The 22889-nt window shown below is 62.3% G+C and carries 19 protein-coding genes and 3 tRNA genes; 14 read left to right on the top strand and 8 right to left on the bottom strand.

All coding sequences use genetic code 11. The features are described 5' to 3' along the window. Positions 1-6 precede the first annotated feature (6 nt). Positions 7-807: a glycine-rich domain-containing protein gene (locus ACLV74_RS04515; protein WP_411878182.1), complete on the top strand. Its 801-nt coding sequence runs from the start codon at positions 7-9 to the stop codon at positions 805-807. 129 nt (positions 808-936) lie between these two features. Next, positions 937-2082 (top strand): Fic family protein, encoded by a 1146-nt coding sequence (locus ACLV74_RS04510; protein WP_411878181.1) that lies wholly within the window; start codon positions 937-939, stop codon positions 2080-2082. A 65-nt stretch (positions 2083-2147) separates the two neighbouring features. Here ACLV74_RS04510 and ACLV74_RS04505 read toward each other — a convergent pair whose 3' ends face one another. The 6 genes from ACLV74_RS04505 to ACLV74_RS04480 all read right to left on the bottom strand — a co-directional run bounded on the left by ACLV74_RS04505 (position 2148) and on the right by ACLV74_RS04480 (position 11266). Then, positions 2148-3341, bottom strand: a complete 1194-nt coding sequence (locus tag ACLV74_RS04505) for a GIY-YIG nuclease family protein (RefSeq protein WP_411878180.1) — start codon at positions 3339-3341, stop codon at positions 2148-2150. Next, positions 3334-5457: a DEAD/DEAH box helicase gene (locus ACLV74_RS04500; protein WP_411878179.1), complete on the bottom strand. Its 2124-nt coding sequence runs from the start codon at positions 5455-5457 to the stop codon at positions 3334-3336. The genes ACLV74_RS04505 and ACLV74_RS04500 overlap by 8 nt, the downstream gene beginning before the upstream one ends. 91 nt (positions 5458-5548) lie before the next feature. Next, positions 5549-6643: a hypothetical protein gene (locus tag ACLV74_RS04495; protein ID WP_411878178.1), complete on the bottom strand. Its 1095-nt coding sequence runs from the start codon at positions 6641-6643 to the stop codon at positions 5549-5551. After that, complete coding sequence (locus tag ACLV74_RS04490; protein ID WP_411878177.1) at positions 6640-9435, bottom strand: class I SAM-dependent DNA methyltransferase; 2796 nt, start codon at positions 9433-9435, stop codon at positions 6640-6642. The genes ACLV74_RS04495 and ACLV74_RS04490 overlap by 4 nt, the downstream gene beginning before the upstream one ends. Positions 9436-9556: 121 nt before the next feature. After that, positions 9557-10885 (bottom strand): argininosuccinate synthase, encoded by a 1329-nt coding sequence (argG, locus tag ACLV74_RS04485; protein ID WP_411878176.1) that lies wholly within the window; start codon positions 10883-10885, stop codon positions 9557-9559. Between the two features lie 54 nt (positions 10886-10939). After that, positions 10940-11266, bottom strand: coding sequence for a pyrimidine/purine nucleoside phosphorylase (locus tag ACLV74_RS04480; protein WP_411878175.1), 327 nt, complete (start codon positions 11264-11266; stop codon positions 10940-10942). A 201-nt stretch (positions 11267-11467) separates the two neighbouring features. Here ACLV74_RS04480 and ACLV74_RS04475 point away from each other — a divergent pair, with 201 nt between their 5' ends. Then, the gene (locus tag ACLV74_RS04475; protein WP_411878174.1) at positions 11468-12043 is read left to right on the top strand and encodes an RNA polymerase sigma factor; all 576 of its coding nucleotides are present in this window, start codon (positions 11468-11470) and stop codon (positions 12041-12043) included. 103 nt (positions 12044-12146) lie between these two features. Next, positions 12147-12920 carry an anti-sigma factor domain-containing protein gene (locus ACLV74_RS04470; RefSeq protein ID WP_411878173.1) on the top strand — a complete coding sequence of 258 codons (774 nt, stop codon included), beginning with the start codon at positions 12147-12149 and terminating at the stop codon, positions 12918-12920. Between the two features lie 86 nt (positions 12921-13006). Here ACLV74_RS04470 and ACLV74_RS04465 read toward each other — a convergent pair whose 3' ends face one another. Together ACLV74_RS04465 and ACLV74_RS04460 are read right to left on the bottom strand one after the other, a co-directional pair. Next, positions 13007-13741 (bottom strand): glycine zipper 2TM domain-containing protein, encoded by a 735-nt coding sequence (locus ACLV74_RS04465; protein ID WP_411878172.1) that lies wholly within the window; start codon positions 13739-13741, stop codon positions 13007-13009. A gap of 202 nt (positions 13742-13943) precedes the next feature. After that, positions 13944-14288, bottom strand: a complete 345-nt coding sequence (locus tag ACLV74_RS04460) for an ArsC family reductase (RefSeq protein ID WP_411878171.1) — start codon at positions 14286-14288, stop codon at positions 13944-13946. A gap of 115 nt (positions 14289-14403) precedes the next feature. On the opposite strand from ACLV74_RS04460, the gene pip reads away from it, so the two are divergent. The 10 genes from pip to ACLV74_RS04410 all read left to right on the top strand — a co-directional run bounded on the left by pip (position 14404) and on the right by ACLV74_RS04410 (position 22854). Further along, the gene (gene pip / locus ACLV74_RS04455; protein WP_411878253.1) at positions 14404-15336 is read left to right on the top strand and encodes a prolyl aminopeptidase; all 933 of its coding nucleotides are present in this window, start codon (positions 14404-14406) and stop codon (positions 15334-15336) included. 136 nt (positions 15337-15472) lie between these two features. Next, positions 15473-16786, top strand: a complete 1314-nt coding sequence (gene folC, locus ACLV74_RS04450; protein ID WP_411878170.1) for a bifunctional tetrahydrofolate synthase/dihydrofolate synthase — start codon at positions 15473-15475, stop codon at positions 16784-16786. Positions 16787-16877: 91 nt separating this feature from the next. Beyond that, positions 16878-17678: an SPOR domain-containing protein gene (locus ACLV74_RS04445; RefSeq protein WP_411878169.1), complete on the top strand. Its 801-nt coding sequence runs from the start codon at positions 16878-16880 to the stop codon at positions 17676-17678. Between the two features lie 18 nt (positions 17679-17696). Further along, positions 17697-18182: a CvpA family protein gene (locus ACLV74_RS04440; protein ID WP_411878168.1), complete on the top strand. Its 486-nt coding sequence runs from the start codon at positions 17697-17699 to the stop codon at positions 18180-18182. Between the two features lie 34 nt (positions 18183-18216). Next, a complete protein-coding gene (gene purF / locus ACLV74_RS04435; protein ID WP_411878167.1) occupies positions 18217-19746 on the top strand; it encodes an amidophosphoribosyltransferase in 1530 nt (509 codons plus the stop codon). Positions 19747-19748: 2 nt separating this feature from the next. Beyond that, complete coding sequence (locus ACLV74_RS04430) at positions 19749-20969, top strand: O-succinylhomoserine sulfhydrylase (protein ID WP_411878166.1); 1221 nt, start codon at positions 19749-19751, stop codon at positions 20967-20969. Positions 20970-20977: 8 nt separating this feature from the next. Next, positions 20978-22372 carry a glutamate--tRNA ligase gene (gene gltX / locus ACLV74_RS04425; RefSeq protein ID WP_411878165.1) on the top strand — a complete coding sequence of 465 codons (1395 nt, stop codon included), beginning with the start codon at positions 20978-20980 and terminating at the stop codon, positions 22370-22372. Positions 22373-22449: 77 nt separating this feature from the next. Beyond that, positions 22450-22525 (top strand) — tRNA-Ala (locus ACLV74_RS04420). A gap of 77 nt (positions 22526-22602) precedes the next feature. Then, positions 22603-22678, top strand: a tRNA-Glu gene (locus tag ACLV74_RS04415). Between the two features lie 99 nt (positions 22679-22777). After that, positions 22778-22854, top strand: a tRNA-Asp gene (locus ACLV74_RS04410). Positions 22855-22889 lie beyond the last annotated feature (35 nt).

The raw sequence follows: 22889 nt of genomic DNA, 5'->3' as shown, positions 1-22889 counted from the left end.
CGGCTGGTGCTCCGGCATTCACGTTCCACCGCCGGGACCCTGGCTTTCACCTGGGTCTGTCTGCTGTGCGCCATGATGTTTGCGGGCTGGCGCGTGCCGGGCTGGGTGATGACAGGCGTTTTCGTGCTGTTCGTGCTCATGCTCGCGGCCGGCATCTGGGCCACCCGTGAGCGCAGCCGGCTGGTCCGCGAGGCGCCGCTGCCGAAATTCCTCAGGCAGAAGCTGCTCGCGAGTTACCCGCACCTGAACCTCAGGGACGCCGAGCTGGTCGAGCGCGGCTTGCGCCAGTTTTTCATCGCCTGCCAGCGCAGCAACAAGCGCTTCGTCGCCATGCCCTCGCAGGTCGTCGACAGCATGTGGCATGAATTCATCCTGCACACCTCGGCTTACCGCGAGTGGTGCGACCTCGTGATAGGGCGCTTCATCGACCATGTGCCGGCCGAGGTGCTGGGCCGCAAAGCCTCGACCAACGACGGCCTGCGCCGCGCCTGGTTCTGGGCCTGCCGCGACGAATCCATCAACCCCAAACAGCCCAGCCGTCTGCCGCTGCTGTTCGCACTCGATGCCAAGTTCGCGATTCCCGGCGGCTTTGTGTACCTCGCCGATTGCCGCGGCGTGCGCCGTGACGGCGAGCAGGCGCAGGCACAAGCCTATTGCGGGGAAAGCTTTTCGGACGGCAGCTACAGCGGCGACGCTGACGGGTTTGGCGGCAGCCACACCTCGTCTTCCAACGGCGGCTGCGGCAGCAGCGGGGATGGGGACGGTAGCAGCGGATGTGGCTCCGGTTGCGGCGGAGGCGGCGACTAGCTGGGTTTCACCGGGTATTGGCACCTTCTTCTGGCATCTGCGCCCTGTTCAAGCCTGCTTTCATACTTGCGCTTCGTATTAAAGATTGGTTTAATGTGATTCGGCTCCATTAAAGACTTCTTTTGCACCATGCGCAGCACCGGCACTTACCTTGGCTCCACCACCAGCGGCGAGTCCGTGCAGGCGTTTGTGCCGCACAAGCTGCCGCCCGCAAAGCCCGCGCTGGCGCCCGAGTGCTATGTGGAAGCCAACCGGATGGCCGAGCTGGCGCTGGCCCGCTTGTCCGGCGTGGCCGGGCTGGTGCCGTCGGTGGATTGGCTGCTGTACAGCGCCATCCGCAAAGAGGCGCTGCTGACCTCACAGATTGAAGGCACCCAGGCCACGCTGGACGACCTGTTTGACGAAGAAGCCGGCTTTGCGGTGAGCAACACCGACGACGTGGAAGAGGTCACCAACTACCTGCGCGCCTTCCGGCTGGTGCAGTCGCAACTGCGTGACCCTGCCGGGCTCCCATTGAGCGTGCGTTTGCTGTGCGATGCACACCGGCTCTTGCTGGATGGTGCCCGCGGCAACGGCAAACAGCCAGGCGAGTTGCGTCGTTCCCAAAACTGGATTGGTGGCACCCGGCCCGGCAACGCGGTGTTTGTGCCGCCACCGCCCGAGCGGGTGCCCGCACTGCTGGCCGACCTGGAACGATTCATCCATGACGCGGCGCAACCCCTGCCGCCGCTGGTGAAGACCGCGCTGATTCATTCGCAGTTTGAGACGATTCACCCCTTCCTCGATGGCAACGGCCGCATCGGACGCCTGCTGATTGCCGCGCTGCTGGAGCATTGGCGTTTGTTGCCGGAGCCATTGATGTACCTCAGCGGCTACCTGAAGCAACATCAGGCCGAGTACTACCGCCGCCTTTCCAACGTCCGCACCGAGGGTGACTGGGAAGGCTGGGTGGCGTTTTTCCTGGAAGGCGTGGCCGTGGCCGCGCAGGATGCCGAGCGCAACATCGTGGCCGTCGCCACGCTGCTGGCGACCGACCGCCGCAGTTTGCTGGCTTCGCCCAAGGCAGGGCCCAGCAGCTACCGTTTGTTTGAAATGCTGCCCATGATGCCGCGCTTCACGATCGACCAGGTGCGCCAGAAGCTGGCCACCAGCTTCCCCACCGCCACCGCGGCGGTCAAGGTGCTGGAGGATTTGGGCATCGTTACTGAGCTGACCGGGCAGAAGAAGAATCGCAGCTACAGTTACACGGCGTACATTGCACTGCTGGCTGAATAAGAAATTCGAGGGGAGGGAGCGTGCTCATCAAATTTGCGCAATTTGACGGCGGGCGTTCCCCAGATCTATTCAACAAGTCGCCCGCTTGCGACGTCATAGTGCATCCTTGTGATTGAACCGTCCTGAATTCGTTGTACTGCTTCGTCAATGACGTCCAACCGGACCAAGAACCATTCTTGGGGCTTTACGGGTTGGCCAAAGCGATCCTCAATCGTCAAGTCCAGCCGAGCGGCCCCGAACAGGCGGTGGAAGATGTTTTCCAGCTTAACGCGATTCATGTTGTGTAGTTTGTAGGTCGCTACCACCTCGACATCTGAGAGGAGATAGGTGGCATCATTTTTTGCGGCTGCGATGCGGCTTTCGACCTTCCCTCCTGTTACGCCGATCTTGTGGATCAGCTGGCGATGTTCGGCGACGAAGGGAAGATTCGATAGGCTTCGAAGTACATAGATGGTCCCGCTCGCGATGTCTCCCTCTTCGGGGGGGCCTCCAAACAGTGGGCCAGCTTCAGGGTCTGAAATCAGCCGGGCTCCATCGTCCCGATGAAGTGAGCGCTGTAGCGAGCGCATCAGAACACTGGCCTCGGTGCCATTGTCAAATACGACCCGCAAGCGGCTGTCGCGGCGTCCGTATTCGGTGGTGAATTCCTCGCCCACCTCGGCAATGTAGGCAATCTGCCCACCAATGATGAAGTAAGCCCCCAGCACAATATCGTCCAATGCCTTTTCTTTGGACTGGAAGCTGCGACCTTGCCGAATTCCTGATTTGAGCTCGCTACGTACCGCATCGAACAAGGGTTCGAACTGCGCGAAGTCCACGCATTTTTCTCGATTGGCGATCTCTTCGGCTAAGCGTTTTTCTGCAATGGACCGAACGTGCTTCAAAACCCGGATATCTTGTCCGTCGACGCTGGGCACGTCCACGCCAAGTTCAGCCAGCAGGGCATCTTCGTCCAATGCATCGACATCAGTGCTTGCGACTGAAGCGCCTGCCAGCAGCCCTGGGGCATCCAGCCCTGCCAGAAGGGCGTGTGCCTCCGGCAGCTTGCGCAACTGATCCAGCCTCACAGCATAGAGTCGCTCGAAGATGTCACCCCCTTCGCCATGCTGGGGTGCTCGACCGTGCGTCTGGTGGAAGCGAAGGATGTCCTCAAAGCCTGCGATGATTCGTTCCTCGCGTGGGGTGCGACTGGAGGCCTTTATTGGCGTCGCGTCGACCCCCAGGGCGTCCAGCAGTTCGTCGTCATCCAGGTCAGCCATTGCTGGATTCCCCTTGAGCCAACGCCGCCTTGGCCTGCGCGCGGTAGCGCGCGAAGGCGGCCACGCCTTCAGCCATCCGTTTTTCCCAAGCATCGCTCGAATTGATGTCGGGCAGGCGGCCTCGCTCGTTCTTGAACTGCAAGGCACGCTTTGAGAGGTCGCGCGCTTCGTCCTCGGGGATGCTTACCTTCTTCGCTGCAATGGCGGCCTGCACCTGGCGCAGCGACTTCTCATCCATCGCTTTGGCCAGCACCGAATAGGCAGCGTCGAAAGGGTTGATGCTGTCGATCAGGTCGATGTCCAGGTCGCGCACATTGACGAACTTGCGCACACCGTCCAGTAACGCCGTGTTGCCCTGTACCGCGCTACTGCCACCAGCGTCGGCCTGGGCCAAGGCTAACTTGGCCTGCTGGGTGATGTTCATGGCGGCGATAGCGTGCTGCCGAATCGCTTCCTGGTCGCCCTCGCTCAGCTCCGGGTAACGCTCGCGCACGATCTTGCCCATTCGTAACTGAGTCAGCTCTTCGGGCACGGTATTTTCCTTGTCGAACAGGCCGCGCTCTAGCGCGATCTTGTCTTGCAGGAAGCTGGTCACTACCTCGTTCAAGTCTTCCTTGCAGATGCGGGTGGCCTCGGGAGTCTCTGGCTTGGCCAAGCCGTTGATCTCGACGTGGTATTGGCCGGTGGCCTCGTTCACGCCGACGTTGGCGCCACCTTCCTGGTAGCCCTGCCCTTCGTTGTAGACAAAGCCATCTTGGGCACCCGCATTCTTGGGTGTGAACTCATAGCGCGGCGCCAGCACCTGTTCCATCAACAGGCTGGCCGAGATGGCCTTGAGCATGTCGTTCACCGCCTCGGTTACGGCGGACTGCTCGGCCGTGGGCTCGGCAATCAAATTGGTGAAGCGCGAGCGTTCCTTGCCTTTGGCGTCACGCGTGGCACGGCCAATGATTTGCACGATCTCGGTCAGGCTGCTGCGGTAGCCGATGGTCAGCGCGTGTTCGCACCAGATCCAGTCGAAGCCTTCCTTGGCCATGCCCAAGGCGATGATCACGTCCACGTGGTCGCGGTTTTCCTTTTGCGCTGGGTCTTTCAGCGCACCAAGAACTCGCGTGCGCTTTGCTGCGTCGCTATCGTCCACCAGATCGGCCACCTTCAGCACGCGACCCTCTTTGGTTTGAACCAGATGAAAGCCCGTGGCAGGGTCAACGCCGGTCCAGGTGCCCATGCCGTGCATGATCTCATCCACCTCGCGCTGCTTGTCCTTCAGGCTCTCGCGCGCGTTGACGTTCGGGATGTGGACGATGGTCTTCAGCGCCGGGTCCAGCACCTTGGTCACTGCATCAACATACGGCCCGGTGTAGAAGAAGTAGCCGATGTCCAGCGACTTGAGCCACTGGTAGCCGTTGAGCTGCTCATAGTAGGTGTAGGTGATGGTTTCGAAGCGGGATTCGTCCGCAGGGCCCAACACAGCCTCGCTGTCGCCACGGAAGTAGGAGCCCGTCATGGCCACCAGGTGCACTTTGTCGCGAGCGATAAAGGCGCCCAACTGCTTGCCCAACACGTTGTCCGGGTTGCTTGAGACGTGGTGAAACTCATCGATTGCGATCAGGCAGTCATCGAAGGCCTCTATCCCCATCGCTTCCACCGCAAAACGGAAGGTCGCATGTGTGCAAACCAGCACCTTGTCGCTGCTGGCCAGGAACTGGCGTACGGCATCCACCTTTGACTTGGCCGCGCGGGGCTCATCACCACCGGGCGCATTGCACAGGTTCCACTGCGGGGCAACCTGCCAGTCCCAGTAAAAGCCGAACCGGGTCAGGGATTCGTCGGCGAAACTGCCACCGATGGACCGCTCAGGCACCACCACGATGGCCTGCTTCAGGCCCTGGTTGTGCAGTTTGTCTAGTGCGATGAACATCAGCGCCCGGGACTTACCGGAGGCCGGTGGCGACTTGATCAGCAGGTATTGCTCGCCGCGCTTGGCATAAGCGCGCTCCTGCATGGCGCGCATGCCAAGCTCGTTGGCCTTGCTGGATGCGCCAGTGCGAGCCGTGGCGATTGAAACCGACGGCACCGTGTAGGCGTTAGTCGAATTACCGGATTGATCGCTCATGACCTCCTCCCTTGCGAGACATTCGCTTCAGGCACATCGAAAGACCACGCAGTGACATCCGCGCGCAAAGACTGCCCCTCAGATGACGCACTCAAAATACACCCCACTGACGTCCGCTCGACATCTTGAAGGCCCCTTGAATAGTCAAGCTTTGCTTGAGCCATTGATTCTTCTGTGCTTTAGTGCCGATAGATAATTCAAAAACTCCTGGCTTCCACCTTCGAAATAGCAAATATTCATTGTCGTAAGCAGAAGGTGCGCCTGGGCCGGGCACTGGTAAAACCAGCTTTTCCATTTTGTTATCACTATAGGTCATGGAAAATTCACCACTATGCCCGCCTGCAAATTTCAATTGAACATCTCCAATATGCGAATTCTTCGGGAGATCATCAGGGGGGAATCCGAAAAACACTCGAGAAAGGCGTTTCATCATTAGCTGATTCCCCGGGAGATGCGGACCTCGATTCTTGGTAATGTTTCCCGCCTCAATCCAAAAATTCCTGCACACCCTCAGCTTCTGCAATTCCTTGCTTGACAGGCTACCGGTCCCAGCGTCGGGGCTTGCAACATCATCTTCGGTCGGGATAGGAGACCTCAAGTTGTCATTGCGCTCAAATATTTCGCTGTAACGATCTAAGAGCGACGTGGTCAAAGGCTCGGCATCGTGCCAGATACCGCGAAACCACGTCCTCATAGCGCTCATCGACGCCACAGCGGTAGGCTCGCCTGGAACCACGCGAGCCACGCTCAAGACAAGACCCGCTTCGATACCTCGTGAGAGTCCCGATCTGGACATATTTCCAGAGCCAACAAGTGCAAAATCGCGCTGGGCAGTCCGAATCAAAAACGTCTTGGGGTGAAATGGGACCTTAGGCGCGCAATCATGCTGAAGGCAAAACTCGGCATTGTGAATCCGAATCGATAAGTTCGGAACAGAGTTCAAGTAGTTGAGTGCTACGGGCTCGGTTCGACAGTAGTCGAACGAAGTAATCCACCTCTTGGGCATGGTCGCCCAAGCCCCCCCCAAAGCGACCTCTGCCCGCTTGACAAAATCGAGTGCCCCACCGCTCGTGATGTACGCGACGGCCGCGTCTATCCGCTCCACCCCTCCGGTTTGTAAAATAGTTTGAAGCGCATCCAGAGTGGTGCGAGTGCTGGGCTGAATAATGTGGTCAGATTGACTCATGCAGGCTTCCGGGTGTTTGAGGACGTCTTCGGGACAGCTGAAGAGTTAGTTTCTAGGCTTGCATATAGTCCAAACAACTTCTCGATCCGTTCCGTATCATTGCGGAAAATTCGCCCGATATAGATGCGCTCAAGTACTTCATCATTGCGCTCATGTGCTCGCCGCAAATTCTCGGGCATCGACTCGGGATCGTAAAGATCAGCAATCGTTTTCGGGAAATGCGCCTCACGCGCCAAAAGAATTTCCTCGGCACAATGATTCAGCTCGACTTTATTTCTTTCAGTCAAAAGTGGAACGGGAAAGGTGTTCCAACCGATGGTGTTGGAGTATCTGAAATCACTTTTTATCTTTCCGCAGACTGTCGCGACCCACATCAAATGAAGGCGCGAACTAAACAAAGCCAGACTCCATAATGGCGCGTCGTAAATAGCAAAAGCGCTGTCGGCGACAATCGTAGAGCTATCGAAAAGCACAATGGGAAGGTAAGGCCTGGATTCGGATGAATGACGCGGCACCAAGAATAAATGCGACTTCGCCACGCCCTGAATCTGAACAAATCGGTAGGGTTTTTTGGCGAAAGACTGTGTAGATGGCGCCTTCATCGCCAATCTTTCTCGAGCCACCTCTTTAAATCGCTCGTCAAGCGCGGGAATTTGAGATGCTTTCTCGTAGTCCGACTCGCTTACCCAGACGCAGACGCGTTTGCCGCCGTGTATCGCGTCTTCTGAGCCGATAAAATCCCTGAGGTACTTCGCTGCCCTCCCGTCTTTGGCAACGAGCGCTTTACGTTCGTCAGTGGTCATCAGAAGACGGCCACCGTCTCGAGGCATGTTGCCGAACATCATTTGAGGAAGACCATTGATCGGCGCAGCCACCGCTTCAACCACAAGGTTTGGGCCCGGTGTCAGATAAGCATTAATGAATTCAACGTCCCTCGAAGTAATGCCGCCATTCTCAGAAAACGAAAAAAGTCGTCGGGTTTTGCCAGGATTTTGGGAGATACCAATGATCGAGACGATTACTCCCGCGTTGTTGCTGGCAAGGTTAGACCACTTAAACGAGGTGTGCGCGAATGTAATTTGTTGATTTCGCTCGAAAACAAGGGGCCAAAGAATGGGGACCTGCTGTCCCTGACAAACCGAATTCGTACTTACGAATGCCGTCGCACCCTTACTTTGTTGCCCGTAATTGGCCGCCTTCATAAACCATCCCGCCACATAGTCGAGAGATTTCCAGCTGGACGTCAAACCCGAAAAAATACCTTCAAGGTCTGCCTTCTGCTCTGGGGTCTGCAGTTTATTTCCCAAGTAGGGCGGATTTCCGCAGATATACGTCTCCCCACCCTCATTCTCAAAGTCAATTTCGGCCTGATTCAGCGGCGTGCCAAACAGATCATCCGCGAGCAGCTTGACACTGGTGCCGGTGGGCCGGCACACACTCGTCCAGTCCAACTGCAACGCATTGCCACAAACAATCCAGTTCTGAGCATCCAGAGGAAGAAACTCTGCTAGGGCGTCTTTCTGTCCGCGATACATCACGTCAGACTGGAACTCGGCAATGATTAACGCCAACCGCGCGATCTCCGCCGGAAAGTCACGTAGTTCAATACCGCGGAAATTGGTCAGCGGTATTTCTGACTTCAGGTCGGTCTCACCCCGGCGGCGGTTAACCTCCGCCTCAATCTCGCGCATCTGCTTGTAGGCAATGACCAGGAAGTTGCCCGAGCCGCAGGCTGGGTCGAACACCCTGATCCGCGACATACGCTTGCGCAGGTTTAGCAACTTGCGCTCGTTTTCATCGGCCTCGGCCAACGCTGTGCGCAGGTCGTCCAGAAACAGGGGGTTCAACACCTTCAGAATGTTGGGCACGCTGGTGTAATGCATGCCCAGGGCGCTGCGCTCTTCGTCGTCGGCCACCGCCTGGATCATGCTGCCGAAAATGTCAGGGTTGATCTCGCGCCACTTCAACGCGCCCGCATGCAGCAGATAGGTTCGCGCCATGCGGGTAAAGCGTGGTACCTCGGTACTGCCAGAGAATAGGCCACCATTCACGTAGGGAAACCCGTTGATCCAGCCTGGTAGGCGCGGCAAGGCGGTGGGGCGGTCGGCCACCTTCATGTTCATGGCCCGAAAGATTTCGGAAAGGACCGCGTGGGTATTGCCGCCATCGCGGTCGCTCATCTGGTCGACCATTCGAGTGAACAGTCCTGCGCCGTTGAAGATGTCGGTGTCTTCTGCAAAAAAGCAGAACACCAGACGCGCCATGAAGTGGTTCATGTCGGGCCGGCGCTCGTTGCTGGCCCAATCCGGGTTTTCGCGGAGAAGTTCGACGTAGAGCTTGTTCAGCCGCCCGGTGGCGCGAACATCAATCGGGTTGTCTTTGATCTCCTTGATCGTGGAGATGCCGGCGAGGGGCAACAAAAAGCCGAAGTGATTGGGGAAGTCCGCATAGTCGCAGGCCACGGTCTCGCCGCTGGCCAGCTCTTCGGCCTCCAGCGTCTGGCCATCTGTTGCGAGGATGAACTTGGCCTTTGCCTTCGTCGTGGCCAGGCTGACGCGCAGGGCCTTGAGCGTGTCGCCCACAGTGCCCGCCGCGCACACTGCGAGGTGGATGTTATTGCGCAGCAGCACGCCGCCGGCCACGTCCGAGGCATTGTTGTTACCCGTTCGCAGGCGCTTGAGTGTGGTGTCCTTGTTGCCGAAGGCAGCCAGAAACGTGAACGGGAACTCCGCTGCGTCAAAGGGTTGCAGAGCCAGTTCTGAAATGGCTTGTTCGATTTCTACGGCGTTCATTGGTGCGGCACTAGTGGTGAATATGCTCGGTGCGATCCGATCGGTGGGATCCCAGTCTGGATCAATTCTGATGATAAAAAAAGCCCGCGTTCGCGGGCTTCATTATTGGGCCTATCTCAGCTTACTTACCCAGCTTCAAGAAATCATCCCCCTTGCCCAATTCCAGCAGTCCCGCATTGGAATAAATCCCCAGCTTGTCGCGCGTGTCGACAATATCCAAGTTGCGCATGGTCAGCTGGCCGATGCGGTCGGCCGGCGAGAAGGGCGCGTCCTCGACTTTTTCCATGCTCAGGCGCTCGGGCTTGTAGGTCAGGTTGCTGGAGACCGTGTTCAGGATGGAGTAGTCGTTGCCGCGGCGCAGTTCCACCGTGACTTCGCCGGTGACGGCGCTGGCCACCCAGCGTTGGGCGGTTTCGCGCAGCATGATGGCTTGCGGGTCGAACCAGCGGCCCTGGTAGAGCAGGCGGCCGAGCTTGCGGCCGTTGTCGCGGTACTGCTCGATGGTGTCTTCGTTGTGGATGCCGGTGACCAGGCGCTCGTAGGCGATGAACAGCAGCGCCAGGCCCGGGGCCTCGTAGATGCCGCGGCTCTTGGCTTCGATGATGCGGTTTTCGATCTGGTCGCTCATGCCCAGGCCGTGGCGCCCGCCTATGCGGTTGGCTTCGAGGATCAGTTCGACCAGGCTGCTGAAGGTCTTGCCGTTCAGCGCGACGGGCCGGCCTTCTTCAAAGCGCACCGTGACTTCCTCGCGCTTGACTTCGACCTCGTCTTTCCAGAAGGCCACGCCCATGATGGGGTTGACGATCTTCATGCCGGTGGCGAGGTGTTCCAGGTCCTTGGCCTCGTGCGTGGCGCCCAGCATGTTGGAGTCGGTCGAATAGGCTTTTTCGGCCGACATCTTGTAGCCGAAGCCGGCCTGGGTCATGAAGGCCGACATCTCGGAGCGCCCGCCCAGCTCGTCGATGAAAAGCTGGTCCAGCCAGGGCTTGTAAATCTTCAGGTCGGGGTTGGTCAGCAGGCCGTAGCGGTAAAAGCGCTCGATGTCGTTGCCCTTGAAGGTGCTGCCGTCGCCCCAGATGTTGACCTTGTCGTCTTTCATCGCCGACACCAGCATGGTGCCGGTGACGGCGCGGCCCAGCGGCGTGGTGTTGAAGTAGGTGACGCCGGCGGTGGTGATGTGGAAGGCGCCGCTTTGCAGGGCGGCAATGCCTTCGGCCGCCAGCTGGTTGCGGCAGTCGATCAGGCGGGCTTTTTCGGCGCCGTACTGCATGGCCTTGCGCGGGATTTCGTCGTAGTCGGGCTCATCGGGCTGGCCCAGGTTGGCGGTGTAGGCGTAAGGGATCGCGCCCTTGAGCTTCATCCAGTGCAGTGCGGCGCTGGTGTCGAGGCCGCCGGAAAAGGCGATGCCGACTTTCTGGCCGGCGGGGAGGTTCTGGAGGATGGTGGCCATGGAGGGTTCCTGGAGGATAGGTGCGGAGATGCGTGAAAAGAGGGATCAGTCAGATCAGCCGAAGTGGCAGATGTAGTGATAGGCCGCTTCGCCGGCGGCGACGCGGATCTCGAATTTGGCGTTGCCGGGGACGCTGAATTTCTCGCCGGCCGAGGACTTGACCCAGTTGTCGCTGCCGGCCAGTTTGTATTCGCAGGCGCCGGCCACGCATTCCATGACCTCGGGCGCGCCGGTGCTGAAGGTGAGGGTGGCCGGCAGGATCACGCCCACCGATTTTTTGCTGCCGTCGGCGAAGGTGATGCCGTGGCTCACGCATTTGCCGTCAAAGTACACATTGGCCTGGGTGCTGACGCTGACGTTGTCGATTTTTTGGGTGGGCATGAAAAGGGCTGGAAAGGTGGGAAAAGACGAGGAGGGCCAAGAAAGTGCGCGGGACCAGGGAAAACGCTGCCCGCCGCAGCCGGGCCGCCCGGCGCCAAAAACCACCGATTTTAGGGCACCCCGGCGCCCCGGCCGGGCCCGGCTTGAATCCGTTGGTCCGTTCGCCGCGTATTCCTGTCATCGATACCTGAGAATGTGCCCATGAAACCAGAAAGCCCGGATATTCAGTTGATTGCACTGATTGACCGCGTAGCCCACGCCGATGAAATAGCCCTGCGGGAGCTGTACGACCTGACTTCGTCCAAGCTTTACGGCGTCGCGCTACGCGTCGTGGTGAACCGCGAATGGGCTGAAGACGTGTTGCAGGAGGCCTTTTTGACCATCTGGCGGATCGCCGGCGACTACAAGGCCAGCCTTTCGCCGCCCATGGCCTGGATGGGGCTGATCGTCAGGAGCCGGGGCCTGGACTTCCTGCGCCGCCGCGCGTCGGACCGCGCCGACGTGGCGCAGGAACTCGACGATGTGGTGTCCGACACCGTGGCGGGCGACTCGCCCAACCCCATGGACACCACCCAGGCCAGCGAACAGGCCTGGGCCTTGCACCAGTGCCTGGGCCGGCTCGAACACAAGCAGCGGGAAGTCGTGAGCCTGGCCTATCTGCGCGACCTGAGCCATGGCGAACTGGCCGAACAATTGAAACTGCCGCTGGGCACGGTCAAGACCTGGATACGTCGAGGCCTGGAGCAGCTGCGCGGCTGCATGGCGAGGTTCGCATGAATATGGCCCCCACGTTCGTCACTTCGTGTTCCTGCGGCGGTTCGCTGCCCCTTTCCTTGAGTTTTGGGGCTAATTCTCCTTGGGGCGGCCCGGCGGAAAATTTATGAATATCCAGAACAACCCCTCCCTCATGGACCAACTGGCGGCCAGCTACGCGCTGGGCACCTTGCGCGGCGGCGCGCGCAGGCGCTTCGAGACGCTGGCGCGTGACAACGCCACGCTGCGCGCGGCGGCGCTGGTCTGGCAAAGCCGGCTGGCATCGGTGGCCGAGTTGCAGCCGCAGGTGGCGCCCAGTCCAGCGGTCTGGAAACGCATTGAAAACCTGGTCCGGGCCGACAAGGAGGCGCGCGCCATGCAGGCAGCTAGCAATGTTGCGCCGGCTGCAGCCGGCTGGTGGGCCAGCCTGGGCCTGTGGCGCGGCGCCAGCGCTGCGGGCGCCCTGGCGGCGGTGGCCGCCGTGGTCGTCGGCCTCAATGTGAATTCGCGGCTGGGCGGGCAGGTGAGCGAACTGTCGGCGAGGCTGACGGCCACGCCGGAGATCGAATACGTGGCCGTGCTGACGGATGACAAAGCGTCGGCGTCGCTGCTGGTGACCTTTGACCCCAAGAACAAAACCCTGGTGCTCAAGCGCGTGGGCGGGTTCCGCGAGCAGCCCGACAAGTCACTGGAACTGTGGGCCCTGCCGCCCGGCGCGGCGCCCAAATCCCTGGGTGTGCTGGGTGCGGACCCGGTGATTCGCCTGACCGCCGCAGGCACAGACATGCGGCAGGTTCCGGCACTGGCGATCTCGCTGGAGCCCAGGGGCGGCGTGCCGCCGGGCAGCGGGCCGACCGGGCCTATCCTGTTCAAGGGTGCGCTCATCGAGACGCCTAAATAAGGCTAGGGCCGTAACGAGCGGGCAACAAAAAGGGGCGTCAGTGACGCCCCTTTTTGGATTCAGCCGAAAGGCGGTGAAAGGTGGTGTTAGCGCCAGTGGCCGTGGCCGTAGCCCCGGCTGTAGCCGAAGTTCAGCGACACGCCGATGGGCGGGTAATACGGTGCGTAGTAAGGCCGGGGATAGTAGGCCGGGTACACCGCGGGCTGTACATACACCGGCTGTGCATAGGCCGGCTGCACATAGGTCGTGCCTTGCTCGACGACGTAGCCCGGTTGCACCGGAACCGTCTGGTTGTAGGCCTGGGGCTGCGGTGCGGACTGGAAGGTCTGGGGTGCGGGCGTCATGGCGCCGACCGGCGAGACCTGCAGGCGCACATACTGGCCGGGGTCGGTGGCCATCTGGGTGGTGTACTGCGTGCCCTGGTATTCGTAGACCACGTTGAAGTGGCTGGGGCGGTTTTCGTAATAGGTCTGCGTCGTGCATTGCTGCATGTTCTGGACCTGGTTGTTCGAGCCCTCGATGCGGTCGCCGATCATGGCGCCGCCGACCAGGCCGATCACGGTGGCCACCGCACGGCCGCCGCCGTTGCCGATGGCGTTGCCGGCTGCGCCGCCGGCCAGGGCGCCCATCAAGGCACCTGCGCCCGAGTTGGGGGACTGCGTGATGACCGGCTGGTTGCTGCACACCTGGCGCGGCACGGCGACCTGTTGCACCACCGGTGTGCTGGAAATCACGCGCGCCAGGATGTCCATGGCGGAAGCCGGCACGGCGGCAAAGCCCGCTGCTGCGGCGAGGGTGGAGAGGACGAGTGCTTTTTTCATGGTTCAAACCCTTTTCAGCAAATGGCTGAAGTTGCGCCGCCCGTCAGGCCTGCCCGGGGTGCGGGCGGCGGCTCAGGCGGCTAAGACGATTTTAGTAAGTCAGAGTCGTTTTGGGGCTTCGAGTTCGGTAAATCGACGGTAAAGCTTTAAAGCACGGCTCCGTAGGGCAAAAAACGTGAAAAAGCACGCGTTTTAATGGGGGTCAAACCCGCGCGGCCCAGGCCGCGGCATCGAACCCGACCGTCATGTCCTTGCCCCAGTCGACCACGGGGCGCTTGATGACGCTGGGGTTGGCCAGCATCAAGGCCTGGGCGCCGGCGCTGTCCTGTGCGCCGGCCTGCGTTGCCGGGTCCAGCTTGCGCCAGGTCGTGCCCTTGCGGTTGAGCAGCGTTTCCCAGCCGGCGGCCTGTGCCCAGCGCTTGAGTTGTTCGGGCGGGACGCCCTGCTTTTTGAAATCGTGGAACTGGTAGTCGACGCCGTGTTCGGTGAGCCAGGTGCGGGCCTTTTTGACCGTGTCGCAATTGGGGATGCCGTAAAGAATGATCATGCGATGATTCTGTCAGATGCCGGGACGCCCCGCGCATCGTTCGCCTCAACACTTCACGGATTGCCTATTCATGACCGCTGCTTCGGCCACACCCACCGCTTCTCCCGAAACCGTCCTGTATCCGCCTCTTGAACCTTTCCGCACCGGCGTCCTGGAAACCGGCGACGGCCATTCGGTGTACTGGGAGCTGTGCGGCAACCCCGAGGGCAAGCCGGCGGTGTTCCTGCACGGCGGCCCCGGTGCGGGCTGCTCGCCCGAGCACCGCCGCCTGTTCGACCCCGAGCGCTACTGCGTGCTGCTGTTCGACCAGCGCGGCTGCGGCCGTTCGCGCCCCAGCGCGTCGCTGGACAACAACACGACCTGGGACCTCGTGGCCGACATCGAGCGCCTGCGCAGCCTGCTGGGCGTGGAGCGCTGGCTGGTGTTCGGCGGCTCCTGGGGCAGCACGCTGGCGCTGGCCTATGCGCAGACGCATCCGGCCCGGGTGTCCGAACTGATCCTGCGCGGCATCTTCGCGCTGCGCCGCGCCGAGGTGCTGTGGTACTACCAGGAGGGGGCGTCCTGGCTGTTTCCCGACCTGTGGGAAGGTTTTCTCGCGCCCATTCCCGAAGCCGAACGCGGCGACCTGATGGCCGCCTACCGCAAACGCCTGGTCGGCACCGACAGGGCGGCGCAACTGGCGGCCGCGCGCGCCTGGAGCCTCTGGGAAGGCCAGACCATCACACTGCTGCCGGACCCGGCCTTTGCCGCGCTGCACGGCGGCGATGAGTTCGCGCTGGCCTTCGCGCGCATCGAAAACCATTTTTTCGTGCACGCCGGCTGGCTCGAAGAAGGCCAGCTGATACGTGACGCGCACAAGCTGGCCGGGATTCCCGGCGTGATCGTGCAGGGCCGCTACGACATCGCCACGCCGGCCAAAACCGCCTGGGATTTGCACCGCGCCTGGCCTGAAGCGGACTTCCAGCTGGTCGCCGATGCCGGCCATGCCTTTAACGAGCCCGGCATCCTGAAGCGGCTGGTTGCCGCCACCGACCGCTTCGCTGTCTGACGTTTCTTCCCTCATCAACAGGGGCCGCGGAACTGGCTTTGCCAGGCCGCAGGCGCCGCCCCCTGCAAGGGGGGAGGGCGCTACACGCAGTGAGCGCCAACAGGGGTATTCCAGCTTTGCGACAATGCTGGCCTGTATGGAACAAGCGCAACTCAAAACACTCGACGACTGGCTGGCCTACTGCGAGCACCTGCACCCCGTGGGCATAGACATGGGCCTGACGCGCATCAGCGCCGTCGCCAGACGCATGGGCCTGGCCTTCGACTGCCCCATCATCACGGTGGCCGGCACCAACGGCAAGGGCTCGACCTGCGCCATGCTGGAAGCCATTCTGCTGGAGGCCGGCTACCGCACCGGTGTGTTCACCTCGCCGCACCTGGTGCATTTTGAAGAGCGTTGCCGCGTGCGCGGCGACATTGTGAAGGCGGCCGACCTGGTCACCCGGTTCGAGCGCGTCGAGGCGGCCCGCACACAGGGCGAGGTGATCTCGCTGACCTATTTCGAATTCACCACGCTGGCCATCCTGCAGTTGCTGGCCGACGCCAAACTGGATGTGGTGATCCTGGAAGTCGGCCTGGGCGGCCGGCTGGACGCCGTCAACATGCTGGACGCCGACTGCGCGGTGATCACCAGCATAGACCTGGACCACATGGAATACCTGGGCCCGGACCGCGAAAGCATAGGCCGCGAAAAAGCCGGCATCATGCGCGCCGGCAAGCCGGTCATCGTGAGCGACCCGGTGCCGCCGCAAAGCGTGGTTGACCACGCCGCCGCAGTGGGCGCCGACTTGTGGCGCTTCGGCACCGATTTCAATTTCTCGGGCGACAAGCAGCAGTGGGGCTGGGCCGGGCGCGGCCGGCGCTATGCCGGACTCGCTTACCCCGCACTGCGCGGCGCCAACCAGCTGGTCAATGCCTCCGGCGTGCTGGCGGCGCTGACGGCCTTGCGCGACCGCATTCCGGTGACGGCCCAGGCGGTGCGCAACGGCCTGTCCATGGTCGAGTTGCCCGGGCGCTTCCAGATCGTGCCGGGCCAGCCCACGCTGGTGCTGGACGTGGCGCACAACCCGCATTCGGTGGCGGCGCTGGCCGAAAACCTCGATGCCATGGGCTTTTACCCCTGCACCCACGCGGTGTTCGGCGCCATGGCGGACAAAGACCTCGCCCCCATGCTGGCGCGGGTCGCGCCGCTGGTCGACAAGTGGTATTTCACCGATCTGCCGACGCCACGGGCCGCGACGGCCGCCGATTTGCAGGCGCGCTGGATGGCGGCCAATACCCGGCCCGACGCCACCTCCAGCACCCACCCGTCCCCCGAAGCGGCGCTGCAGGCGGCGGTAGGGGTTGCGACCCCCGCTGATAGAATTGTCGTGTTCGGCTCCTTCTACACGGTGGGCGGCATCCTGAAGGACGGCGTGCCGCGTCTTTTGGCGCCGCACCTGGCCAATTGAAGCCGGACGGACCGGCCCAGCCCAGCGCTCCCGGAGGGCCTGGAGCCCACGTTCACCGCTAACGTCACCCTTATCGGATTCAAGCCACACCATGTCGTTTTTCAACTTCCGCCGGGGCGGCTCCAATGCTGCTCCCAACGCCGGGTCAGCCGCTCAACCGGAAAGCGTGGAAGTCATGCGCAAGCGCGCCAAGCACCGCCTGATCGGCTCGGCCGTGCTGGTGCTGATAGGCGTGGTGGGTTTCCCGCTGCTGTTCGACACCCAGCCCCGGCCCATCCCGGTCGACATCCCCATCGAAATCCCCGGCAAGAGCACGGTCAAGCCGCTGGTGGTGCCGGCTGCGCCGACGGCCACGGCACCTGTGGCAACGCCCGCCCCGGCACCAAGCCCAACGCCGGCCGAAAAAGTCGCCGCCAACGCCAGCCTGGCGCCCAGGGAAGAAATCCTGCCGTCCAGGCCTGCCGTTGCCGTTCCCGCGCCGGCAGCCGTCAAAAACGAAGTGAAGCCAGAGGCCAAGCCTGAAGCGAAGCCCGTGGCCAAGCCCGAACCGAAGCCTGAACCGAAGCCGGCCGCCAAACCCGCCGCTGCCAGTGCCGACGCGGCCCGTGCCAGCGCGCTGCTCAACGGCACCACGCCGCCGCCCGCAACGGCCGCCGAGGCCGAAGGCCGGCTGGTGGTGCAGGTAGGCGCCTTTGCCGACGTCGCGAAGGCGCGCGAGGCGCGCCTGAAACTCGAAAAAGCCGGCATGAAGACCTATACACAGGTCGCGGAAACCAAGGACGGCAAGCGCATACGGGTCCGCGTGGGGCCGTTTGCCACCAAGGCCGAGGCGGAAAAAGCGGCCGGAAAAATCAAGGCCCTTGATTTGCCCGCCGCCATCCTGACCTTGTAAGTAACAACTGGCTGATTCGTGACGGCTGTTGACTGGGTTTTGCTGGGGGTGCTGGTGTTTTCCATGCTGCTGGGCGCATGGCGCGGGCTGGTGTACGAGGTGTTGTCGGTGCTGGGCTGGGTGGTGTCGTTTTTTGTGGCGCAATGGTTTGCGCCCGACCTGGCCACCCGATTGCCCGTGCAGTCCGCGTCCGATCCGATTCGCTACGCGGCGGCGTTTGTGCTGATTTTTATCGCCACGGTGTTCGCGGCGGGGCTGCTGGCTTTTATCTTCAAGAAGCTGGTCGCCGCCATCGGCCTTGCCCCTGTGGACCGTGTGCTGGGCGCCGCCTTCGGCGTGTTGCGCGGAGTGATTTTGCTGCTGGCCGCGACCGTCGTGATCGACATGACGGCGCTGAAAACCAGCAGCTGGTGGCAGGAATCGAAGGGCGCGCCTGTGCTGGCTGCCACGCTCAAGGCCCTGAAGCCGGTGCTGCCCGAGAAATTTGCGAAATATTTAACCTAACTTTGAAGAGTCAACTCATCATGATCGGAACACCATGTGCGGGATAGTCGGCGTCGTCAGCAAAGCCCCGGTCAACCAACTCATCTATGACGGCCTGCTGCTGCTGCAGCATCGCGGCCAGGATGCGGCGGGCATCGTCACGCAGCAGGGGCGCAAGTTCTACATGCACAAGGCCAAGGGCATGGTGCGCGACGTGTTCCGCACGCGCAACATGCGCGCGCTGCCGGGCACGGTGGGCCTGGGCCAGGTGCGCTATCCCACGGCCGGCAACGCCTACAGCGAGGATGAGGCGCAGCCCTTCTACGTCAATGCGCCCTTCGGCCTGGTGCTGTCGCACAACGGCAACCTGACCAACGCGGCCGAACTCAAGGCCGAGCTCTTCAACACCGACCACCGCCACATCAACACGGACAGCGACTCTGAAGTGCTGCTCAACGTGCTGGCGCATGAGCTCGAAAAAACCACGCGCGGCCTGCCGCTCAAGCCCATCGACGTGTTCGCCGCCGTGCGCGGTGTGCACAAGCGCGTGAAGGGCTCCTATGCCGTCGTCGCGCTGATCGCCGGCCACGGCCTGCTGGCCTTTCGCGACCCCTTCGGCATCCGCCCGCTGTGCATAGGCCGCGGCCAGAACGAGGGCGGCGCGACCGTCATGGTGGCCAGCGAATCGGTGGCGCTGGAAGGCACTTCGCACCAGTTCGAGCGCGACATCGCGCCGGGCGAGGGCGTGTTTGTAGACATGGAAGGCGTGGTGCACGCCGAGCAGTGCGCGCCCAATGCAAAACTCAATCCCTGCATTTTCGAATTCGTCTACCTGGCGCGCCCCGACTCGGTGCTGGACGGCATCTCGGTCTACCAGGCCCGCCTGAACCTGGGCGAGACGCTGGCCAAGCGCGTGGTCTCCACCGTGCCGCCCAGCGAGATCGACGTGATCATCCCCATTCCCGAATCCAGCCGCCCCAGCGCCACGCAGCTGGCGCACCTGCTGGGCATTCCCTATCGCGAAGGCTTCGTCAAGAACCGCTACGTGGGCCGCACCTTCATCATGCCGGGGCAGGGCGTGCGCAAGAAATCCGTGCGCCAGAAGCTCAACGTGATCGCCAGCGAGTTCAAGGGCCGCAATGTGCTGCTGGTCGACGACTCCATCGTGCGCGGCACCACCAGCCGCGAGATCGTGCAGATGGCGCGCGACGCCGGCGCCAAGAAGGTCTACCTGGCCAGCGCCGCGCCGCCCGTGCGTTTCCCCAATGTCTACGGCATCGACATGCCCACGCCGGGCGAACTCGTGGCCCACGGCCGCACCATCGAAGAGATCCGCGAAGTGATAGGCTGCGACGCGCTGATCTACCAGGACGTGGACGGCATGAAGCGCGCCATCGGCTCGCTCAACACCAAGCTCGACGGCTTTGACGCTTCCTGCTTTGACGGTGTCTACATCACCGGCGACGTCACGGCCGAAACCATTGCCGCGATGAACTCGCAGCGCGCCGACACCGCCGAAAAAATCGGCGAAGACAGCGACGTCGACGTGTCCCGCCTGGCACTGCCCAACCCGCAGGAAGCCTGAGCATGACCAGCCCAAAAAGAAAACTGCCCGACAACCTGCATCGCGACACGCTGGCCGTGCGCGTGGCGCTGGAGCCCAGCCAGCACGGCGAAAACTCCGAAGCGCTGTACCTGACCAGCGGCTTTGTGCAGCCCGACGCCGAAACCTCGGCGCGGCGTTTTGCCGACACGACGGAGGGCTACACCTACGGCCGCACCTCCAACCCCACGGTCACCAGCTTTGAGCGCCGCCTCGCCGCGCTCGAGGGCACGGAAGCGGCCATAGGCGCCTCCACCGGCATGGGCGCCATCCTGATGATGTGCATGGGCCTCCTCAAGGCCGGCGACCATGTGATCTGCTCGCGCTCCATGTTCGGCTCGACGATCGCCCTCATTGGCCGCGAGTTCGGCAAGTTCGGCGTTGAAACCACGTTTGTGTCGCAGACTGACGTAGGCGAATGGAAGGCCGCGCTGCGCCCGACCACCAAGCTGCTGTTTGCCGAAACACCGACCAACCCGCTGACCGAGGTCTGCGACATCGCCGCGCTGGCCGACCTGGCGCACAGCGTGGGCGCCTTGCTCGCGGTCGACAACTGCTTTTGCTCGCCGGCCCTGCAGCGGCCGGCGGAGTTCGGCGCCGACCTCATCATCCATTCCGGCACCAAGTACCTGGACGGCCAGGGACGTGTCATGGCCGGCGCGATCTGCGGCCCGTCCAAATACATCGTCGACGTGTTCGGCCCGATTGTGCGCACCGCCGGCATGACGCTGGCGCCTTTCAACGCCTGGGTCGTGCTCAAGGGTCTTGAAACCCTGAGCATCCGCATGCAGGCCCAGAGCGCCAATGCGCTGGCCGTCGCGCAGTGGCTGGAAACCCAGCCCGCCGTGGCGCGTGTGTACTACCCCGGCCTGCCGTCGCATCCGCAGCACGCGCTGGCCATGCGCCAGCAGTCGGGCGTGGGCGGCGCGGTGCTGTCCTTCGACGTGCGCGGCGGCACACCCGACGTGGCGCGCGCCAATGCCTTCCAGGTCATCAACAGCACGCAGGTGCTCAGCATCGCCACCAACCTGGGCGACACCAAAACCATCATCAGCCATTCCGCCACCACCTCGCACGGGCGCCTCAGCGAAGAGCAGCGCCAGGCCGCCGGCATAGGCCAGGGCCTGATACGCCTGGCCGTCGGGCTGGACCACGTGGACGACATCAAGGCCGATCTTTCGCGCGGCCTGAACAGCATCGCATGACTGCCCCCATGACAACAAAGACCCGCACCCGCTTCGCCCCTTCGCCGACCGGATTCATCCACCTCGGCAACATCCGCTCCGCGCTCTACCCGTGGGCCTTTGCCCGCGCGACCGGCGGCGACTTCATCCTGCGCATCGAAGACACCGACGTGGAGCGCTCCAGCCAGGAAGCCGTCGACGTGATCATCGAAGGCATGCGCTGGCTGGGCCTGAACCACGATGAAGGCCCGTTCTTCCAGATGCAGCGCATGGACCGTTACAAGGCCGTGCTCGCGCAGATGCAGAAGGATGGCCTGGTCTACCCCTGCTACATGAGCGTGGCCGAGCTCGACGCCCTGCGCGAAAAGCAGATGGCTGCCAAGGAAAAACCGCGCTACGACGGCACCTGGCGCCCCGCGCCCGGCAAGACATTGCCGCCCGTGCCCGCAGGCGTGCAGCCGGTGCTGCGCTTCATGAACCCGCAAGGCGGCAGCGTGGTCTGGGACGACAAGGTCAAGGGCCGCATCGAGATCAGCAACGACGAGCTCGACGACCTGGTGATTGCCCGGCCCGACGGCACGCCGACCTACAACTTCTGCGTGGTGGTCGACGACATCGACATGGCCATGACGCACGTGATTCGCGGCGACGACCACGTGAACAACACGCCGCGCCAGATCAACATCTTCAAGGCCCTGGGCAAAGAGCCGCCGGTGTATGCCCACCTGCCGACCGTGCTCAACGAGCAGGGCGAAAAGCTCAGCAAGCGCAACGGTGCCAAGCCGGTGACGCAGTACGCCGCCGAAGGCTATCTGCCCGACGCCATGGTCAACTACCTGGCACGCCTGGGCTGGAGCCATGGCGACGACGAGATCTTCAGCCGCGAGCAGTTCATCGCCTGGTTCAACCTGGACCACCTCGGCAAGAGCGCCGCGCAGTTCGACGAAGCCAAGCTGCGCTGGGTCAATGCCCAGCACCTCAAGGCCATGGCCGACGACAAGCTCGCCGAGGCGGTCATGCCATTCCTCGCGGCGCAGGGCGTCACGGGCCAGGACGCCGCATGGATCGCGCGCGGTTGCGGCCTGTTCAAGGACCGCTGCAGCACGCTGGTGGAGCTGGCCGGCTGGCTGCAGCGCCTGGTCACCGGCGGCCAGCCCGCCGCGGAAGACCTGGCCACGCACGTGACCGACGCCGTGCGCCCCGCGCTCGCCAGGCTCGCCGACGCCCTGGGCGCCGCCGAGTGGAGCAAGGCCGCGATTTCCGCCGCCATCAAGCAGGTGCTGGCCGACACCGGCCTGAAGATGCCGCAGCTCGCCATGCCGGTGCGCGTGCTGGTTCTGGGCACGCCGCAAACCCCCTCGCTGGACGCGATTCTGGAGCTCATGAGGCGCGAAGATGTGGTCTCCCGGCTCAAGCTTGTTTGAGGGTTTTAAAAAGATCAAATTTTCGGGCTATAATTCAAGGCTCGACACAATTGCAGGGCAACTTGCAATAGCTTGAAGGGGGTATAGCTCAGCTGGGAGAGCGCTTGCATGGCATGCAAGAGGTCAGCGGTTCGATCCCGCTTACCTCCACCAAAGTTTGTCGCGAAGAATTTGAAGTTAGCCGGGACTTTGTGTCACCACAAAAGCCCGTCCGGAAGTTCCAAGGTTTTGACCCTATCGTCTAGAGGCCTAGGACACCACCCTTTCACGGTGGCTACAGGGGTTCGAATCCCCTTAGGGTCGCCAGCATTCATCACCTCGTGTGATGTCCAAGGCGCAAGTTGACAACCGCAGTCCCGCAAGGTTCAGCGACTTGGCTCGAAAGAGCGAATGTTGTCACTACCAGGAGTGGTAGTTCAGTTGGTTAGAATACCGGCCTGTCACGCCGGGGGTCGCGGGTTCGAGTCCCGTCCACTCCGCCAGTATTGGATTTTGTGCAGCCATTCGGCCTGCCCAA

Origin of the sequence: Polaromonas sp. YR568, assembly GCF_943369415.1 — a bacterium.
GTDB lineage: Bacteria > Pseudomonadota > Gammaproteobacteria > Burkholderiales > Burkholderiaceae_C > Polaromonas.
This window is presented reverse-complemented; position numbering and strand designations above follow the sequence as displayed.

Bases quoted from the DNA above. Each gene is read 5' to 3' on its own strand.
- folC (WP_411878170.1), top strand. From the start codon at position 15,473: ATGGAACAAGCGCAACTCAAAACACTCGACGACTGGCTGGCCTACTGC.
- ACLV74_RS04460 (WP_411878171.1), bottom strand. From the start codon at position 14,288: ATGATCATTCTTTACGGCATCCCCAATTGCGACACGGTCAAAAAGGCC.
- ACLV74_RS04510 (WP_411878181.1), top strand. From the start codon at position 937: ATGCGCAGCACCGGCACTTACCTTGGCTCCACCACCAGCGGCGAGTCC.
- ACLV74_RS04490 (WP_411878177.1), bottom strand. From the start codon at position 9,435: ATGAACGCCGTAGAAATCGAACAAGCCATTTCAGAACTGGCTCTGCAA.
- argG (WP_411878176.1), bottom strand. From the start codon at position 10,885: ATGGCCACCATCCTCCAGAACCTCCCCGCCGGCCAGAAAGTCGGCATC.
- gltX (WP_411878165.1), top strand. From the start codon at position 20,978: ATGACAACAAAGACCCGCACCCGCTTCGCCCCTTCGCCGACCGGATTC.
- ACLV74_RS04465 (WP_411878172.1), bottom strand. From the start codon at position 13,741: ATGAAAAAAGCACTCGTCCTCTCCACCCTCGCCGCAGCAGCGGGCTTT.
- ACLV74_RS04445 (WP_411878169.1), top strand. From the start codon at position 16,878: ATGTCGTTTTTCAACTTCCGCCGGGGCGGCTCCAATGCTGCTCCCAAC.
- purF (WP_411878167.1), top strand. From the start codon at position 18,217: ATGTGCGGGATAGTCGGCGTCGTCAGCAAAGCCCCGGTCAACCAACTC.
- ACLV74_RS04480 (WP_411878175.1), bottom strand. From the start codon at position 11,266: ATGCCCACCCAAAAAATCGACAACGTCAGCGTCAGCACCCAGGCCAAT.
- ACLV74_RS04505 (WP_411878180.1), bottom strand. From the start codon at position 3,341: ATGGCTGACCTGGATGACGACGAACTGCTGGACGCCCTGGGGGTCGAC.
- ACLV74_RS04475 (WP_411878174.1), top strand. From the start codon at position 11,468: ATGAAACCAGAAAGCCCGGATATTCAGTTGATTGCACTGATTGACCGC.
- ACLV74_RS04500 (WP_411878179.1), bottom strand. From the start codon at position 5,457: ATGAGCGATCAATCCGGTAATTCGACTAACGCCTACACGGTGCCGTCG.
- ACLV74_RS04430 (WP_411878166.1), top strand. From the start codon at position 19,749: ATGACCAGCCCAAAAAGAAAACTGCCCGACAACCTGCATCGCGACACG.
- ACLV74_RS04495 (WP_411878178.1), bottom strand. From the start codon at position 6,643: ATGAGTCAATCTGACCACATTATTCAGCCCAGCACTCGCACCACTCTG.
- ACLV74_RS04470 (WP_411878173.1), top strand. From the start codon at position 12,147: ATGAATATCCAGAACAACCCCTCCCTCATGGACCAACTGGCGGCCAGC.